The 16,112-nt window shown below is 69.1% G+C and carries 14 protein-coding genes and 1 riboswitch; of the genes, 6 read left to right on the forward strand and 8 right to left on the reverse strand.

Features of this window, described 5'->3' with window-relative positions; genetic code table 11:
* The first annotated feature begins 47 nt into the window (after positions 1-47).
* A complete protein-coding gene (locus RS85_RS04870) occupies positions 48-686 on the forward strand; it encodes a bifunctional 4-hydroxy-2-oxoglutarate aldolase/2-dehydro-3-deoxy-phosphogluconate aldolase (RefSeq protein ID WP_046012302.1) in 639 nt (212 codons plus the stop codon).
* Positions 686-1,435, forward strand: coding sequence for a sulfite exporter TauE/SafE family protein (locus RS85_RS04875; protein ID WP_046012303.1), 750 nt, complete (start codon positions 686-688; stop codon positions 1,433-1,435). The genes RS85_RS04870 and RS85_RS04875 overlap by 1 nt, the downstream gene beginning before the upstream one ends.
* A 212-nt stretch (positions 1,436-1,647) precedes the next feature.
* On the opposite strand, the gene RS85_RS04880 is transcribed toward RS85_RS04875, so the two are convergent.
* Positions 1,648-2,481, reverse strand: coding sequence for an SDR family oxidoreductase (locus RS85_RS04880; protein ID WP_046012304.1), 834 nt, complete (start codon positions 2,479-2,481; stop codon positions 1,648-1,650).
* Between the two features lie 87 nt (positions 2,482-2,568).
* On the reverse strand, positions 2,569-3,333 hold the full coding sequence (locus RS85_RS04885) for an SDR family NAD(P)-dependent oxidoreductase (RefSeq protein ID WP_046012305.1): 765 nt from the start codon (positions 3,331-3,333) through the stop codon (positions 2,569-2,571).
* A 121-nt stretch (positions 3,334-3,454) separates the two neighbouring features.
* On the opposite strand from RS85_RS04885, the gene RS85_RS04890 reads away from it, so the two are divergent.
* Positions 3,455-4,189 (forward strand): aminoglycoside 3'-phosphotransferase, encoded by a 735-nt coding sequence (locus tag RS85_RS04890; RefSeq protein WP_046012306.1) that lies wholly within the window; start codon positions 3,455-3,457, stop codon positions 4,187-4,189.
* 13 nt (positions 4,190-4,202) lie between these two features.
* On the opposite strand, the gene RS85_RS04895 is transcribed toward RS85_RS04890, so the two are convergent.
* The 3 genes from RS85_RS04895 to RS85_RS04905 form a co-directional block, all read right to left on the reverse strand.
* Positions 4,203-4,976 carry an energy-coupling factor transporter transmembrane component T family protein gene (locus RS85_RS04895; protein WP_046012307.1) on the reverse strand — a complete coding sequence of 258 codons (774 nt, stop codon included), beginning with the start codon at positions 4,974-4,976 and terminating at the stop codon, positions 4,203-4,205.
* Positions 4,977-4,978: 2 nt separating this feature from the next.
* Positions 4,979-6,436 (reverse strand): ABC transporter ATP-binding protein, encoded by a 1,458-nt coding sequence (locus tag RS85_RS04900; protein ID WP_442921924.1) that lies wholly within the window; start codon positions 6,434-6,436, stop codon positions 4,979-4,981.
* Complete coding sequence (locus RS85_RS04905; RefSeq protein ID WP_082087498.1) at positions 6,433-7,089, reverse strand: ECF transporter S component; 657 nt, start codon at positions 7,087-7,089, stop codon at positions 6,433-6,435. The genes RS85_RS04900 and RS85_RS04905 overlap by 4 nt, the downstream gene beginning before the upstream one ends.
* Positions 7,080-7,191, reverse strand: a riboswitch (TPP riboswitch). (Overlaps the previous gene by 10 nt.)
* Positions 7,192-7,273: 82 nt before the next feature.
* On the opposite strand from RS85_RS04905, the gene RS85_RS04910 reads away from it, so the two are divergent.
* A complete protein-coding gene (locus RS85_RS04910; RefSeq protein ID WP_052703403.1) occupies positions 7,274-9,058 on the forward strand; it encodes a D-alanyl-D-alanine carboxypeptidase in 1,785 nt (594 codons plus the stop codon).
* Between the two features lie 115 nt (positions 9,059-9,173).
* On the opposite strand, the gene RS85_RS04915 is transcribed toward RS85_RS04910, so the two are convergent.
* Both RS85_RS04915 and RS85_RS04920 read right to left on the reverse strand, forming a co-directional pair.
* Entirely contained in the window at positions 9,174-11,450 is a 2,277-nt protein-coding gene (locus tag RS85_RS04915; protein WP_052703405.1) for an ABC transporter ATP-binding protein, read from the reverse strand.
* On the reverse strand, positions 11,447-13,174 hold the full coding sequence (locus tag RS85_RS04920) for an ABC transporter ATP-binding protein (protein WP_046012308.1): 1,728 nt from the start codon (positions 13,172-13,174) through the stop codon (positions 11,447-11,449). Before RS85_RS04920 ends, RS85_RS04915 begins: the two co-directional genes overlap by 4 nt.
* A 260-nt stretch (positions 13,175-13,434) precedes the next feature.
* Here RS85_RS04920 and RS85_RS04925 point away from each other — a divergent pair, with 260 nt between their 5' ends.
* The gene (locus RS85_RS04925; RefSeq protein WP_152642330.1) at positions 13,435-14,469 is read left to right on the forward strand and encodes a hypothetical protein; all 1,035 of its coding nucleotides are present in this window, start codon (positions 13,435-13,437) and stop codon (positions 14,467-14,469) included.
* Positions 14,466-14,864 (forward strand): GntR family transcriptional regulator, encoded by a 399-nt coding sequence (locus tag RS85_RS04930; protein ID WP_052703407.1) that lies wholly within the window; start codon positions 14,466-14,468, stop codon positions 14,862-14,864. The genes RS85_RS04925 and RS85_RS04930 overlap by 4 nt, the downstream gene beginning before the upstream one ends.
* Positions 14,865-14,996: 132 nt before the next feature.
* Here the strand turns inward: RS85_RS04930 and RS85_RS04935 are convergent, their stop codons facing one another.
* Complete coding sequence (locus RS85_RS04935) at positions 14,997-16,058, reverse strand: enoyl-CoA hydratase/isomerase family protein (protein ID WP_046012310.1); 1,062 nt, start codon at positions 16,056-16,058, stop codon at positions 14,997-14,999.
* Positions 16,059-16,112: the final 54 nt, after the last annotated feature.

Raw genomic sequence — 16,112 nt, forward strand, 5'->3', positions numbered from 1 at the left:
AGGTTGGCGTCCGGGAGAATGGGACCACCCCACCCCGAGGAGCCCTCATGCCCGACCGTCTTGACCGCGCCCGCACGACCGGCATCCTCGCCGTGCTGCGCGCCCCCTCTCCCGAACTCGCGCTGGAGGCATCCGAGGCGATCATCCGCGGCGGCGTCACCGGCATCGAGGTGACCTTCTCGACACCCGACGCACCGGCGGTGATCCGCGAGCTCGTCGCGCGGCACGGCGACGCCGCCTACATCGGCGCCGGCACGGTGACCTCGTCTGAGCAGGCGACGCTCGCGGCCGATGCCGGAGCCGAGTTCCTCGTCAGCCCGGGGACGCTCCCCGACCTCACCCGCGCCATGCTCGACACCGGCCGAGTCGTGATGACCGGCGCGATGACTCCGACCGAGGTCATGACCGCCCTCGACCTCGGCGTCGACGTGGTCAAGATCTTCCCCGCCTCCCTCGGCGGACCGTCGTACCTCGGCGCGCTGCGCGGACCGTTCCCGGAGGCTCCGCTCATGCCGACCGGCGGCGTCAGCCCCGACAACCTCGCCGCCTGGTTCCAGGCCGGCGCGGTCGCGGTGGGTGCGGGCGGCGACCTCGCGAACGGCGCGTCGATCGCGGCATCCGACTGGGCAGACATCGAGCAGCGGGCTGCGCGTTTCACGGCGGCTCTCGCCGCTGCGCGGGGTTGATGCCCGACCTGCTGCCCTGGGCCTGGGTGGCCCTCGGGCTCGCCGCCCTCACGATCGGCATCTCGAAGACGGCACTTCCGGGCGGCAGCATCCTGGCGATCGCCCTGTTCGCGGCTGTCCTCCCCGCCCGCACGTCGACCGCGGCAATGCTGCTGCTGCTCATGGTCGGCGACATCTTCGCGCTGATCGCCTACCGTCGGCACGCGCACTGGCCGACGCTGCTGCGCCTCGTACCGGCCGTCATCGCGGGGCTCCTCGTCGGGTTCGCCTTCCTGGCGTTCGCCGGCGACGGGATCGTCCGGCGCGCGATCGGCGTGATCCTGCTGCTCATGATCGCCGTGACGCTGTGGCGACGATGGCGTCAGGACAGAACGGATGCCGCGGCACCCGCCCCCGGCGGCATCCTGCTCGCCGGCGCCTACGGCACGCTCGGCGGCTTCACCACGATGGTCGCGAACGCCGGCGGACCGGTGATGTCGATGTATTTCCTCGCGACGCGGACCCCCGTGCAAGTGTTCCTCGGCACCTCGGCCTGGTTCTTCGCGATCATCAACCTGGTGAAGGTGCCGTTCCTCGCCGGTCTCGGACTGTTCCACGGCGAGGTGCTGCTGATGGACGCCGTGCTCGCTCCACTGGTCGTGATCGGCGCGTTGGCCGGCCTGCGGCTCGCGAAGCGCCTGGATCAGCGCCTGTTCGACCGCATCGTGATCGTGCTGACCGTGGCCGGCGCGGTCTACCTGTTGTTCTGACGCGCGACGCCGAGGTGTCGGGAAACGCCGCATTCTCATATCGCGAGCGGCATCTTGCGCCCCCTCCACGCCCCCGCCGCGCACGACTCAGCGAGTCCTGGCCGCTCGAGTGTCACGAAACGCCGCGTTCTCGCATCACCTGCGGCGTTTCGTGACCCCTCGCGGGGAGGGAGCAGCGGGCGCGAGGCCCTCGCCGGGCCGTCCCATCCCGTTCAGTCCAGGAAGATGTCCGGGAACAGCGCCGAGTCCGGGGTACCGGGGATCGCGGCGTAGCCCGAGAAGTCGGTCTCGCCGTCGGCCTCGAGCACGTCCTCGACGATGAGCGTCTGTCCGGTGTACGTGGCCGCGGGCTTGAGCAGCACGGCGTACGCGGCATCCGCATAGATGTCGGGCGTGCGGCTCGCGGCCATGACCTTGTCGCCGCCGAGCAGGTTCTGCACCGCTGCGGTCGCGATCGTGGTGCGCGGCCAGAGGGTGTTGGCGGCGATGCCGTCGCGCGCGAACTCCGCCGCGAGGCCGAGCGTGGCCATCGTCATCCCGAACTTCGCCAGCGTGTATCCGGTGTGGGCACCGAGCCATTTCGGCGAGGGGTTGAGGGGCGGCGAGAGCGACAGGATGTGCGGGTTCTCGGCATCCTTCAGGATCGGCACCGCGGCGCGGGAGAGCATGAATGTGCCGCGCACGTTGACGTCCTGCATCAGGTCGTACTTCTTCGCACCGAGCTCGAGCGAACGCGACAGGTCGATCACGCTGGCGTTGTTGATGACGATGTCTATGCCGCCGAATTCGCCCTGCGTCTTCAGCACGGCCTCGGTGATGTCATCGTCATCGCGCACGTCGCCGACGATCGGCAGCGCCTGCCCGCCGGCGGCGCGGATCTGCTCGGCCGCGGAATGCACGGTGCCCTCCAGCTTCGGATGCGGGGTGTCGGTCTTCGCGAGCATGGCGATGTTCGCGCCGTCTCGCGCCGCACGCAGCGCGATCGCGAGGCCGATGCCGCGGCTTCCGCCGGACATCAGGATGGTCTTGCCTGCCAGTGTGCTCATCGGCCACCTTCTCATTTCGAATCGCGTGAATTGCAGTTCTTCGGGCTCGAATCCGACCATTTGCGCGATTCGAAAACCGGGGTCGGGTTACTTCGGCGCCATGCGGATCGCGCCGTCGAGGCGGATGGTCTCACCGTTGAGGTAGCCGTTCTCGACGATGTGCGCGACCAGCGCGGCATACTCGTCGGGGCGCCCGAGGCGCGCGGGGAACGGAACCTGCTGTCCGAGCGAGTCCTGCGCGGCCTGCGGCAGGCCCATCAGCATCGGCGTCTCCATGATGCCGGGGGCGATCGTGCACACGCGGATGCCGTACCGGGCGAGCTCCCGGGCGATCGGCAGCGTCATGGCGTGCACGCCACCCTTCGACGACGCATAGGCGGGCTGTCCGATCTGGCCGTCGAACGCCGCGACGCTGGCGGTATTGACGATGACGCCGCGTTCGTTCCCGCCGTCGAGGGGCGCGTTCTTCGCGATGACGGCGGATGCCTGCGACACCACGTTGAACGTGCCGACGAGGTTGATGCGCACCACGCGCTCGAAGTCGGCGAGCGCCGTGGGGTTGCCGTCGCGGTCGAGCACCTTCGCGGGCGGGGCGATGCCCGCGCAGTTCACGACGACGCGCAGCGGCGCGGCATCCTGAGCTGCGGCGACGGCGGCCCCCACCTCTTCCGCGCTGGTCACGTCGGCCGGCACGAAGAGTCCGCCGAGCTCCTCCGCGATCTCGGCGCCCCTCGACGAGGCGAGGTCGACGATCGTGACGTGTGCGCCGGCGGCGGTGAGCCGTCGAGCGGTGGCGAGACCCAGACCGGAAGCTCCGCCGGTGATGAGTGCGCCCTGTCCGCTGATCTGCATCTGTTCTCCTTCGAACGCGACCGTGCGCTCCCTTGCCCTGGAACGCAGTCTCAGCCTACGTGGTTCTCCGTGCAGGCACGAAGTCGGTCCTGGTGTCCGGGCCGTGCGTCAGGATGGACGGATGACGATGCCCTCAGAGCCGGTCGCCATCCCCGATGAGGTGCGCCTCCTCGCGCGCGGTGCCGACCTCGCCTGCGTGTGGAACAACGACTATGGCGGGCTGACCTTCCGCGCCACAGGCGCCGGGGATCCGTTCTTCATCAAGTGGGGCCCGCGGAACCTCGAGTTCACACTCCAGGACGAGGCCGAGCGGATGGCCTGGGCCTCCCGCTGGATCACCGTGCCGACCGTCCTCGAGCAGGGTCAGGACGACACGCACGAGTGGCTCGTGACGGCCGCGATCGAAGGCCTCAGCGCCGTGGACCCGCGGTGGGTGGCCGAACCCGCGACGGCCGTGCGTGCCGTGGGCGAGGCGCTGCGGGCGATGCACGACACCCTGCCGGTCGACGAATGCCCCTGGGAGTGGAGCGTCGCGTCCCGGATCGCGAACGCCGAACGCCGCGGCATCCGGGTTCCCGAGGAGCTGCACACCGCCCCTCCCATCGACCGGCTCGCCGTCAGCCACGGCGACGCCTGCTGCCCGAACACCCTCATCGGCGCAGACGGCCGCTGGGTGGCCCACGTCGACCTCTCCCTGCTGGGCACGGCCGACCGCTGGGCCGATCTCGCGGTGGCGTCGATGAGCACGGAGTGGAACTACGGCCCCGGGTGGGAGGACGCGCTGATCGAGGCGTACGGCATCGAGCCCGACCGCGAGCGGCTCGCCTACTATCGCGACCTCTGGAACGCGGCCTGACGCCGCTTCCGGCTCAACTCCAGACGAAGCGGAAGGTGCCGGCGAACACGGCGGCGGCGAGCGCCAGGGCCATGATCGCGACTCCCCCGAGCACAGCGATCCCGTCGCGCGGATGCAGTCGCGACGGCCGCGACCAGGTGCGGGGGATGCCGGATCCGAAGCCCCGGGCCTCCATCGCCAGCGCGAGCTTCGAGCCTCGACGCACTGCGAAAACGAGCAGCACGAAGGCCATCGAGAAGAATCGCCGCAGCGCGCCGCTGTCGCCCACGCCGCGGGCACGGCGGGCGAGCCCCATGGTGCGCCAGTCGTCGAGGAACAGGCCGAGCATCCGGGTGCCGGCGAGGATGCCGAGCACGAAACGGCTCGGCAGCTTCGCGACCTGCGAGAGCGCATCGGCGAGCTGTGTGGGATCCGTCCCGCCGAACAGCAGGATCGTCGGGAGACCCAAGGCGATCACGCGCAGGCTCACGGCGATGGCTAGGGCGATCGATCCTTCGCTGATGGTCGCGAAGCCGAACGTCCAGTAGATGCGCCCCTCCGGTTCTGCGTACAGCAGCATGCTGATCCCGGCGATCGGCGCGAAGATCGCGATCGGCAGAAGGCGTTTCAGCACGGTGCCGAGGCGCAGACCGGTCAGCGGCAGGCAGAGGAACTGCACACCGATGGCGACCAGCGCACTCACGACGTCGATCGACGCGAACAGGGGTACGGAGAGCAGCACCGCCAACACCAGCTTGGTCACCGGGTTGACGCCGTCGAGCCATGCCGCCCGCACCGTTTCGGTCATCGTCACGATGCCGCCCCCAGCTCGATGCGATGCCCGCCGAGGTGTCGGATCACGGCGTCGTCGTGCGTGACCGCGACGATGGAGCGGCCGCGCGCGATCTCCTCCTGCAGCAGCGCGACGAGCGAGATCCACCCGCGGCGGTCCTGCCCGAACGTCGGCTCGTCGAGCACGATCACCTCGGGCGCACCCGCCAGCACGGTCGCCACCGAGAGGCGGCGCTTCTGTCCACCCGAAAGGGAGAACGGGTTTGCGAGCGCGAGAGGTGCGAGGTCGAGCCGCTCCAGGAGCTCGTCGACGACGGCATCCGTGCGCGCCTGTGTCCACCCGAGGGCGCGCGGTCCCACGGAGAGCTCATCGCGCAGCGTCTGAGCGAGGAACTGGTGTTCCGGTTCCTGGAACACCATGCCGATGCGGGTGAGCAGCTCGCGTGAGCTCCAGCGGATCGGGCGGATGCCGCGCCGACCGGCGAGTTCCGGAGCGGCGCGCACTTCGCCGCTGTGCTCGGGGATGAGGCCGGCGAGAGTGAGCGCCAGCGTCGACTTGCCTGCGCCGTTCGGCCCGGTGATGACGGTGGCGTTCGCCCGCGGCACGTACAGGTCGAGGCCCGACTGCACCACATCTGCGGGGTCTCGAGCGATGGCGAGTCCGCTCGCGGAGAGCGCGTCGGACGCGACCACCTGCTCCAACACGGGCAGATCGATGCCGCGGTCGGGCACCCACACTCCCGCATCGGCAAGGGCGGCGCCGTGCTCGGCGAACACCCGGGCGGGCGCTCCGTCGGCAAGGAGGCCCCCGTCCGCCGCGAGCACGATCACCCGCGTCATCAGGTCGACCCAGATCGGAGTGCGATGCTCGACGACGATCAGCGTCGCACCGGTCGCGTCGACGGCGCGCTCGACGCTCGCCCGCACCTCGCGCACACCCTCCGGGTCGAGGTTCGCGGTCGGCTCGTCGAGCAGCAGCAGCCCTGGCCGCATCGCCAGCACACCGGCGAGCACGAGCCGCTGCTTCTGCCCGCCCGAGAGCGCCTTGGTCGGGTGCTGCAGCGGCACATCCAGACCCAGCGCCTCCATCGCCTCGGCGACGCGGCCGGGAATCTCGGATGCGGCGACCCCGAGGTTCTCGCAGCCGAAGGCGATGTCGTCCCCCACCTTGGACAGCACGATGCCGGCATCCGGGTCCTGGAGGACCAGCCCCACCTGACCTCGCCGCGACTCGGGCGCCGAGCCGTCGATGAGCAGGGAGCCGGTCCGGTCGCCCTCGTCGGCATCCCCGAGCACACCGGCCAGCCCCGCGAGGAGCGTGGACTTGCCGGCGCCCGACGCGCCGAGGAGGAGCACCCGCTCCCCCGGCTCGATCGTGAAGCTCACATCGGCGACGGCCGGACGCTTGCGACCGGCGTACCGCCAGCCCCAGCCCGCAGCCTGCACGCGGGCCGGGGAGGCGAGTGTCACGCTCAGACCTCGCGCACGTGCTCTCGCCCGACGGCGAAGCGGTTGAGTGCGCCGGTCACGGCGAGAGCGCGAACGAGCAGCCAGCCGACGACGCCGGCGAGGATCGCACCGGAGATGACGACGCTGACCAGGTAGATCGTGTTGAACTCGAACGACTTCAGGATGTTGGGCGAGCTGCCGTAGCAGAGTTCGAACGCCCATGCCGCGGCCGCGGCGCCCATTCCGGCGAGGGCGGCGACGACGATGCCGAAGCGTCGGTAGAAGAACAGCGCGAAGATCATCTCCGCTCCGAGACCCTGGACGAGCCCGGAGAGAACGGTCGAGATGCCCCAGACGTTGCCGATCAGCATCGATACGATCGCCGCGACGAGCTCGACGACCAGTGCGGCACCGGGCTTGCGGATCACGAGGCCGCCGACGACCCCGCCGAGCAGCCAGATGCCGACCGCGATGCCTCCGAGGCCTGGCGTGAGGGCGTCGGCGGCGCCGAACCAGGCGTAGCCGATCGTGTTCCAGCCCCAGAAGACGAGGCCGATCGCGACGCCGAGAACCGCGGCCACGACGATGTCGACGACGCGCCAGCGCCAGAGCTGCGGGTCCGTCAGACCCGGGCGTGCGGCCGATGCCTTCGCGGCGGATGTGGACGTGGAAGTACTCATCTGAACTCCTCCCTGCGCTGGCATGACCCAGATCAGGTTCGACGGTCGAAGCGCGATTCGCTCCCTCTCAGCCCGGCTCGCCGGACTCCCGTGGTTGTGCTGACGATCCTACCGCGTCCCGACACCCGCCCGCCTCGGGGCCGCTCCGACGCGGATCACGACGGACATTCGGTACCGTAAGCGAGTGACCGTTTCAGATCCCGCCGACGAGACGACGGGCGTCGTCGGCGAGGCCGACGCGCCGGAGGCCTCGCCTGACGCTGAGCGCGCTCCGCTGCCGCTCGACACGGATGCTGCGACGCACACCCCCGACCACGACTCGGCCTTCGCCACCGACGCGTTGTTCGCCGGCGATGCGCCTCCCCCGGCATCGGCCATCTCGCCCGCTCTTCCGGCGTCGGCTCTCGCCGTCGGTGCGCTCTTCTCCGCTGAGACGGGCGCCGGGCGGACTCGCGTCCTCGAAGACGCACCCGCTGCCGGCGAGCCCCCGCTGTTCAAGCCTCGCGCGGATGCTCCGGTCAGCGAGGAACCGGTTTCCCCCGGAGCGCCAGCCGTTATGTGGGCGCCGGCCGAGGATGCGACGGCGATCCTCGAGCCGCCTGCGCAATGGGCCGATGAGGAGGTCGGCGCGACGGCGCTGGCCTGGGTCGACCCGACGACCGTCGCCCAGCACACCGAGGTGGCGAGTCTCGACGAGACGACGGAGACCGAGAAGGCGGACGGTCTGATGCGCGGCGCTCGCCTGCGCCCCGCGATCGCGCGGCCCGCTCTGCTCGTGCCGCTCGGCGTGCTGACCGGGCTGATCGCGGGATACGCGGGCACGACGCTGCTCTGGCCGCTGCACGAGGTTCCCCCGACGGTGCGGGCGATCGAGTTCGCCACCGTGCCCGCGCCGGCCGCCACCGTCACCTGGCCCGCGCAGGGCAGCGCCGCGGTCGGCATCGCCGGTGTCAGCACCGCGGCGTCCGCACCGAACGCGGTGAGCATCGCGAGCATCACCAAGGTCGTGAGCAGCCTGATGGTGCTCGACCGGATGCCGCTGGCCCCGGGCGAGCAGGGACCGGAGTTCCGCTTCGACCGGGGCGACAGCGCGGAGTACTGGCAGTACCGGATGTCCGACCAGTCGGCTCTGGATGTGCCGGTGAACGGCGTCCTCACCGAGTACCAGATGCTGCAGGGCACCCTGATGGCCTCGGCGAACAACTACATCGATCGGCTGTCCCAGGAGATCTGGGGATCGGACGATGAGTTCGCGGATGCCGCAGCCGTGTGGCTGCGCGAGCGCGGGCTCGACGGGATCACCGTCGTCACGCCATCCGGCTTCGACGAGGGCAACGTCGCCACCCCCGAGGCTCTGGTGAGGCTCGGCGAATGGGCGATGAAGAACCCGGTGTTCGCAGAGATCGTCCGCACGCCGTCGGTGGAACTTCCCGGGGCCGGCACTGTCGTCAACACCAACGGGATGCTGGCCGACCCCGGCGTCGTCGGCATCAAGACGGGAACGCTCGTCGGCTGGAACCTGCTGACAGCGAAGGATGTGACGGTCGGCGACACGACCGTGCACCTCTTCGCCGCAGTGCTGAACCAGGCCGACGACGAGCAGCGTCTCGCCGCGACCCGGTCGCTCTTCGCCGAGGCCGAGGCAGCGCTGCAGGAGCAGGCACCGGCCGTCGCAGAGAGCACGGTCGTCGGCGAGGTGACCACCATCTGGGGCGAGAAGGTCGACGTCATCACTGACGAAGACGCGAACGTCGTGCTCTGGAACGGCGCGGCGGCGACGTCCACGGCGTCGTTCGAGCTCGGCGACGAGCGCGAGGGGACCGGCGAGGTGGGCACTCTCACCACCGCGGGGCCGCTCGACTCCGTCACGACGCCGCTCACGCTCGCAGAGGATGTCGAGGGGCCGAGCCCTTGGTGGCGGCTGACACACCCGTTCGAGCTGCTCGGCGTCCAAGCCGACAAGCCCTGACCTGAGGCGCCGTCAGCCGCCATCGGGATCGCTCCGCGTCAGCGGGTCGGACGATCACTCGGGACAGCGGAACGCCCCGTCCCGTGGCGACGGGACGAGGCGTTCTGCTCGCGGGTCAGGCGCGGCTGGCGGAGCCGTCGGCCCCGTCTTCCACGATGCGCTGGGCTGCGCCGGCTTCGGCCGTGGGCACCTGTGCGCCGACGGATGCGCCGGCCCTGGCGTCATCCGCCTCGGCCTGAGCGCTGTCGTCCGCTGACTCGGCATCGCCGCTGACGACCACCGGCGTCGTGCCGGTCAGCGCGTCATCGGCGTCGATGTCGGTCGCCGCCTGTTCGAACTGCGACTGGTACAGGCGCCAATAGGCGCCCTGCGCGACGATGAGCTCGTCGTGCGTGCCCTTCTCCACGATGTCGCCGTGCTCCATCACGAGGATGAGGTCGGCATCGCGGATGGTGGACAGCCGATGCGCGATCACGAACGACGTGCGTCCCTGACGGAGCGCTGCCATCGCGTGCTGCAGCAGCAGCTCGGTGCGGGTGTCGACCGCCGACGTCGCCTCATCGAGGATGAGGATCGACGGCTGGGCGACGAAGGCCCGGGCGATGGTGATGAGCTGACGCTCGCCGGCCGAGACATTGGAGGCGTCCTCGTCGAGCACGGTGTCGTATCCCTCGGGGAGGGAGCGCACGAACCGGTCGACGTAGGTCGCCTTGGCCGCCTGGAGAACCTCGTCGTAGGTCGCCGTCGAGCGGCCGTATCGGATGTTCTCACGGATGCTGCCCGCGAAGAGCCACGGGTCCTGCAGCACCATGCCGGTGCGCGAGCGCAGTTCGTCGCGCGTGATCTCGGCGATGTCCTGGCCGTCGAGCATGATGCGCCCGCCGCTCAGCTCGTAGAACCGCATGATCAGGTTGACCAGTGTGGTCTTGCCCGCCCCGGTCGGCCCGACGATCGCGACGGTCTGACCCGGCTCCACTCGGAACGACAGATCCTGGATGAGCGGACGCTCCGGCGTGTACGAGAACGCGACGTTCTCGAACTGGATGACACCCTTGCCGTCGGCCAGCGGCGGCGCGTCGGCGTCGTCGGGCTCCTGCTCGTCGGCATCCAGCAGCTGAAAGACGCGCTCGGCCGAGGCGGTACCCGACTGCACGACGGCCGCCATGCCGCCCAGTTCGGACAGCGGCTGCGTGAACTGCTGCGAGTACTGGATGAAGGCCTGCACGTCACCGAGGCGCAGCTGCCCGTTGGCCACCATGAAACCGCCGAGAACCGCGATGCCGACGTAGCTGAGGTTACCGACGAACATCATCGCCGGCATGATGATGCCGGAGAGGAACTGCGCCTTGAAGCTCGCCTGGAAAAGCTCTTCGTTCTCGACCTGGAACTTGTCGAGCGCGTCGTTCTCACGGCCGAACACCTTGACGAGCGCGTGGCCCGAGAAGGCCTCCTCGACGCGGGCGTTGAGACGACCGACCTTGCGCCACTGGGTGCCGAACGCCTTCTGCGACCGCGGGCCGATGACGCCGAAGATCACAGCCATCAGGGGCAGGGTGACCAGAGCGACAAGCGCGAGCTGCCACGAGATGGTGAACATCATGAACAGGACACCGATGACGGTGAGCACCGAGGTGAGCGCTCCCGACAGCGACTGCTGCATGGTCTGCGTGATGTTGTCGATGTCGTTCGTGACGCGCGAGATCAGCTCGCCGCGCTGCACCCTGTCGAAGTACGACAGGGGCAGACGGTTGATCTTCGCCTCCACCGATTCGCGCAGGCGCCACATGGTCCGCACCATGATGACGTTGATCACGTAGCCCTGGATCCAGGTGAGGAAGGCCGCCGCGACGTAGATCGCGAGTGCGGCGGCGATGATCCACCGCAGCGCCTCGAAGTCGACGCCCTGTCCGACCGTGAAGTCGCCGAGCGCGCCGATCTGATTCGCGTAGTCGTCCTGTCCGGAGCTGCGCAGAGCGTCGATGACGACGTTCTGCGGGGTGCCAGCCGGGAACCCCGGGGAGTCGCCGATCGGCTGACCGAGCTGGATCGAGATGAACCCCTTGTAGACGATGTTCGTCGCCTCGCCGAGGACCTTGGGCGCGGCGACGGTCAGCACGACGCCGATGGCGCCGAGGATCGACACGAAGACGAACCACACCGCAGACGGCTTGAGCAGCCCGATCATCCGGCTGAAGCTCGCGCCGAAGTTGTCGGCCTTGCCCGGTGCGACGCTGTCCCAGTCGCCGGAGTTCTGGCGGGCCTGCTCGGCGAGCTCGGCCTCGTACTTCTCTTCTTCGGTCAGTTCGGGCTCGACGGTCTCGACCGCCTTGCCACGGCCGCGACCCTTGCGCGACGGGGTTCCTGAGCCGGTCGGAGTGCTGTTGTCGCTCATGCGTCCACCCCCAGCTGCGATTCGACGATCTCGCGGTAGGTCTCGCTCGTCTCGAGCAGCTCCGCGTGCGTTCCGACGCCGACCATGGTGCCGCCGTCGAGCACGACGATCCGATCGGCATCCGTGATCGAGGAGACGCGCTGCGCGACCACGATCTTCGTGACGTGCGGGAGCTCCCGCCACAGCGCCTGCCTCAATCGAGCATCGGTCGTCAGGTCGAGGGCGGAGAACGAGTCGTCGAAGACCAGGATCTGCGGCTGGTGCACGATCGCACGCGCGATCGCGAGCCGCTGACGCTGTCCGCCGGACACGTTCGTGCCGCCCTGGGCGATGCGCGACTCGAGGCCGTTCGGCATCTCCTCGACGAAGTCACGGCCCTGCGCGATCTCGAGCGCGTGCCAGAGCTCTTCGTCGGTGGCCTCCTCGCGCCCGTACCGCAGGTTCGACGCGACGGTGCCGGTGAAGAGGAAGGGGCGCTGCGGCACGAGGCCGATGCTGTCCCACAGTGCCTCGACGTCCGCATCCCGCACATCGGTCCCGCCGACGTGCACGGCGCCGCCGGAGACGTCGAAGAGGCGTGGGATGAGCGAGACGAGCGTGGTCTTGCCCGAACCCGTGGAGCCGACGACAGCGACCGTCTCTCCGGGCTGAGCGCCGAAGCTGATGCCCTTGAGCACGGGGGCGTCGGCACCGGGGTAGGTGAACTCGACGTCGTCGAACGCGACCGCTCCCGGCGCGGGGAACGCGGTGACGCCGTTCTCCGGGCGGACCATCGTGGACTCCGAGTCGAGCACCTCGCCGATGCGCTCGGCGGAGACCGCGGCGCGCGGGATCATCATCGCCATGAAGCTGGCCATGATGACGCCGCCCATGATCTGACCGATGTACTGCATGAAGGCGAACAGCGTGCCGACCTGCACCGTGCCGTTGTTGACCTCGATGCCGCCGAACCAGATGACGGAGACGACGGTGACGTTGAGGATGAGCATGAACAGCGGGAAGAGCAGCACGAACAACGAGCCGACCTTGCGACCGACGTCCATGATGTCGGTGTTCGCTCCGCGGAAGCGCTCTTCCTCGATGCCTTCGCGCACGAACGCACGCACGACGCGGACGCCGGTGAGCTGCTCGCGCATGATGCGGTTCACGTTGTCGAGCTTGCCCTGGTACGTGCGGAACAGCGGTACCATACGGCCGATCACGAGGGCGGCGAGGATGAGCAGCACCGGCACCGAGACCGCGATGAGCCAACTGAGGCCGACGTTGGTCTGCACGGCGAAGATGATGCCGCCGATCGCGAGCAGCGGCGCGGTGACGAGCATCGTCGCGCCCATCATCGCGAGCATCTGGACCTGCTGCACGTCGTTCGTGTTGCGGGTGATGAGCGAGCCGGCACCGAACACCGACACCTCGCGCTCGGAGAACCCGCTGACCTTGCCGAAGACGTCGGCGCGGATGTCGCGACCGGCGCCCATCGCGGCGCGCGCGGCGAAGAAGGTGGCGGTGACCGAGGCGATGATCTGCCCCAGCGACACGGCGAGCATGAACAGGCCGGTGCTCCAGATGTAGGCCGTGTCGCCCTGGGCTACGCCGTTGTCGATGATGTCGGCGTTCAGGCGCGGGAGGAAGAGGGTCGCCGCGACGCTGGCGAGCTGGAACACCAGCACGCCGAGGAGGAGCCACTTATATCGAGAGAGATAGCGGACGAGAATTTTTCCCAGCACAGGCGGACTTTCTAGGAAGGATGAAGCGGCGGGTTTCTCGGCAGACGGATGCCGACCGACAACCGGCCACAAGAAAGAGTGCCACGAACCGCGGACATTCGTATCCCTCTTCAGGTGGACCTTCGCTGACAGCGAACCTTTTCACCCGCGGCCTGGGTTTTCTGAACCCCGGCGAAGAACGCGGTGCGGGTGGCCGAAGTCTTGTACTCACGGAACGGAACAACTTGTGATAGACATGCAGTACAAAAGAACGGACTCCCATGTTCCCCATTGCTTCGGCCCTCATCGAACCCGGCCAGATACTGGGTGCCGCCCTCTCTCTGCCACTGGTATCGCTGGTACTCGCGGCCATCATCACGATGGGCATGTCCGTCGCGGCTCGGCGATCCCCCCGGCATCCGAGCCAAGCCAGTCCCGCCGGCCCAGCGAATCACCGAGTGGTCGCACGCCACTCCCGCGAGCACGTCGTGCTGGGCGGATCGGCCATCGCTGTGATCGTCATCTTCCTGGTGGAGAACCTGGTGAGCGGATACCTCCTCAACCTCAATGGAGTCGTCTCCTGGTGGAGGTACGCGACACCCGTGTTCACAGCCTGCGTCGGCCTGGCATCCCTGCTCGCGGTCATCTTGTTCCGCGGCACCGCACCGGAGCGGCCGGTCGTACCGACCGCACGGCGCACATGGCTGACCTTCAGCTCGCGCCTCGGATCGAGCGGAACGGGACTCGTCGTGCTCGTTCTCACGGTCACCACCATCGCCGCCGGCCTCGCATCGTCCAGCATCGGCGACGGCCCTCACGTCTTTCTCGAGATAGGGATCCCGAACGAGAACATCGATCCGATCCGGCTCTGGTTCTACGGATGGGCGTACGGCGTGCCCGTCTTGATCTGCGTCCTGCTCCTGGCGGCCGTCGGCGTGAGCGTGCTCCACGCCAACGCGGCTCGTCCCTTCCTGCGCCCCGAGACGGTGATCGCCGAACAGTACGAGCGCCGCGAGATCGCCACCGGTATCACCTCGGTTGCGGCATCCGCTGCACTCCTCGCTCTCGCAGGGGCGTGGCGCTTCATCGCCGACGCCGGGTCGACGACACAGCTGATCATTCAAGGCGAAGGCCGCAGCGAATCCTACGAGGCGACCTGGCGGTACGCGGAGATCGCCGCCGTCGGCGGCTGGCTGGCTCCCGCGTTGGAGATCGCCGCGTTCGTCATCCTGCTCCTGACAGTGTCGCGCGCGGCACGCGCCTCGCGAGCGGCAGCACACTCACGGAACTCGGCCGGCCTGCAGAGCGCGCGATGAACGTGCAGCCGAAACTCGCCCAGGCCGATGAGGCGAGCCCGGCCCTCGACATCTACCGACAGTTCCGCGGCCTCATCGTCTCCGGCCAGCTCGGAGCAGGCGAGCGCCTTCCTACCGTTCGCCAGACGGCGAGCGATCTGGGCGTCGCCGCAGGGACGGCAGCACGCGCCTACAAGATGCTCGAGGCTGAAGGCTTGGTCGTCTCTCGCACCGCGGCAGGAACCCGGGTGGCAGAATCCGCAGGTGTCCTTCCCGGGCCCTTGATCCGCCGTGTGCGTGACGTCGTTGAAGAAGCCGTGTCCGCCGGCGCCCATCCCGACGATGTCGTCGACGTCCTTCGCGCGATCTGGCAGGCGAGGGCGGTCGCGGACACGGACCCTGAATCGAGAGCATGAGGCCGCGTCGTACGATCCGTCGGGAATGGGGACGAAAACCGGAGTGATTCGCGGCGATCCGCCCGACAGGCGGGAACAGTCCCGACGAAACGTTCCCCACGCGCGCCGATGCCGCGACCGAAGGAACCGGATTCAGAAGAGCGGATGCTCCGGCACGTAGTCGCGCGCCCCGGCACCGGCATCCGAATCCAGCTCGGCGAGCGTCGGCGGATCCCACTTCGGGTTGCGATCCTTGTCGACGAGCTGCGCGCGGATGCCCTCGACCAGATCCGGATGCTGGTTCACGAACCAGAGCACGCGACGGTACTCGCCCTCCAGTGCCGCGCGCAGACCGGGGAAGCCGCGAGCCTCTCGCACGGCGTCGAGCGTGACGACGAGGGCTGTCGGCGCGAGCCCCCCGAGGAGGTCGGCCGTGGCCGCGGCATCCGTCGACCCCTGCGCCTGCAGCCGCTCGATGATCTCCGCGACGGTCGGCGCGGAGAACGCCTCGTCGATCCACTCCTGCGAGGTCGGAAGCTCCGTCGGGTCGGGCGTCTCGTCGAAGAGCAGCACGATCTCGCTCGGCCCCGTGGGGTCCGCGCGATAGGCGAGCGCCTCGCGCAGCGCGTCGAGCCGGTCGGACGGCACGACGTGATCGGCGAAACCGAGGTGCACGGCATCCGCAGCGCCCATGGTCGAGCCGGTCAGGGCGAAGTACTCGCCGAATCGGCCGGGCGCCCGCCCGAGCAGCCAGGTTCCCCCGACGTCGGGGGTGAATCCGATGCGCGTCTCGGGCATCGCGAGCTTCGAGCGCTCGGTGACGATGCGGATCGCCGCATGCCCGGCGAGACCGATGCCGCCGCCCATGGTGATGCCGTCTGCGATCGCGACGACGGGTTTCGGGTACTCCGCGATCATCGCGTTGAGCGTGTACTCGGCGCGGAAGAAGCGGGCCGTCTCCTCGGCGTGCCCGGACACGATCTGCTGATGCAGCGCACGGACGTCACCGCCGGCGCACATCCCCCGGTCTCCGGCGCCGTCGATCAGCACGATCTGCACGTCGGTGTCGTGAACCCAGGCGGTGAGGGCCTCGGTGAGCTGCGCGATCATGCCGAGGTCCAGCGCGTTGATCGCCTCGGGCCTGTTGAGAGTGAGCCTTCCGAGGGCTCCTTCCGTGCGGACGAGGACGCGAGGAGCAGCGGTGGAGTCGGTCACGCGTGCCAGGCTACCCCGTCGCCGCGGGTCCGGAATCCGCACGAAATACGCGAT

Source organism: Microbacterium sp. SA39 (genome assembly GCF_000967865.1).
GTDB lineage: Bacteria > Actinomycetota > Actinomycetes > Actinomycetales > Microbacteriaceae > Microbacterium.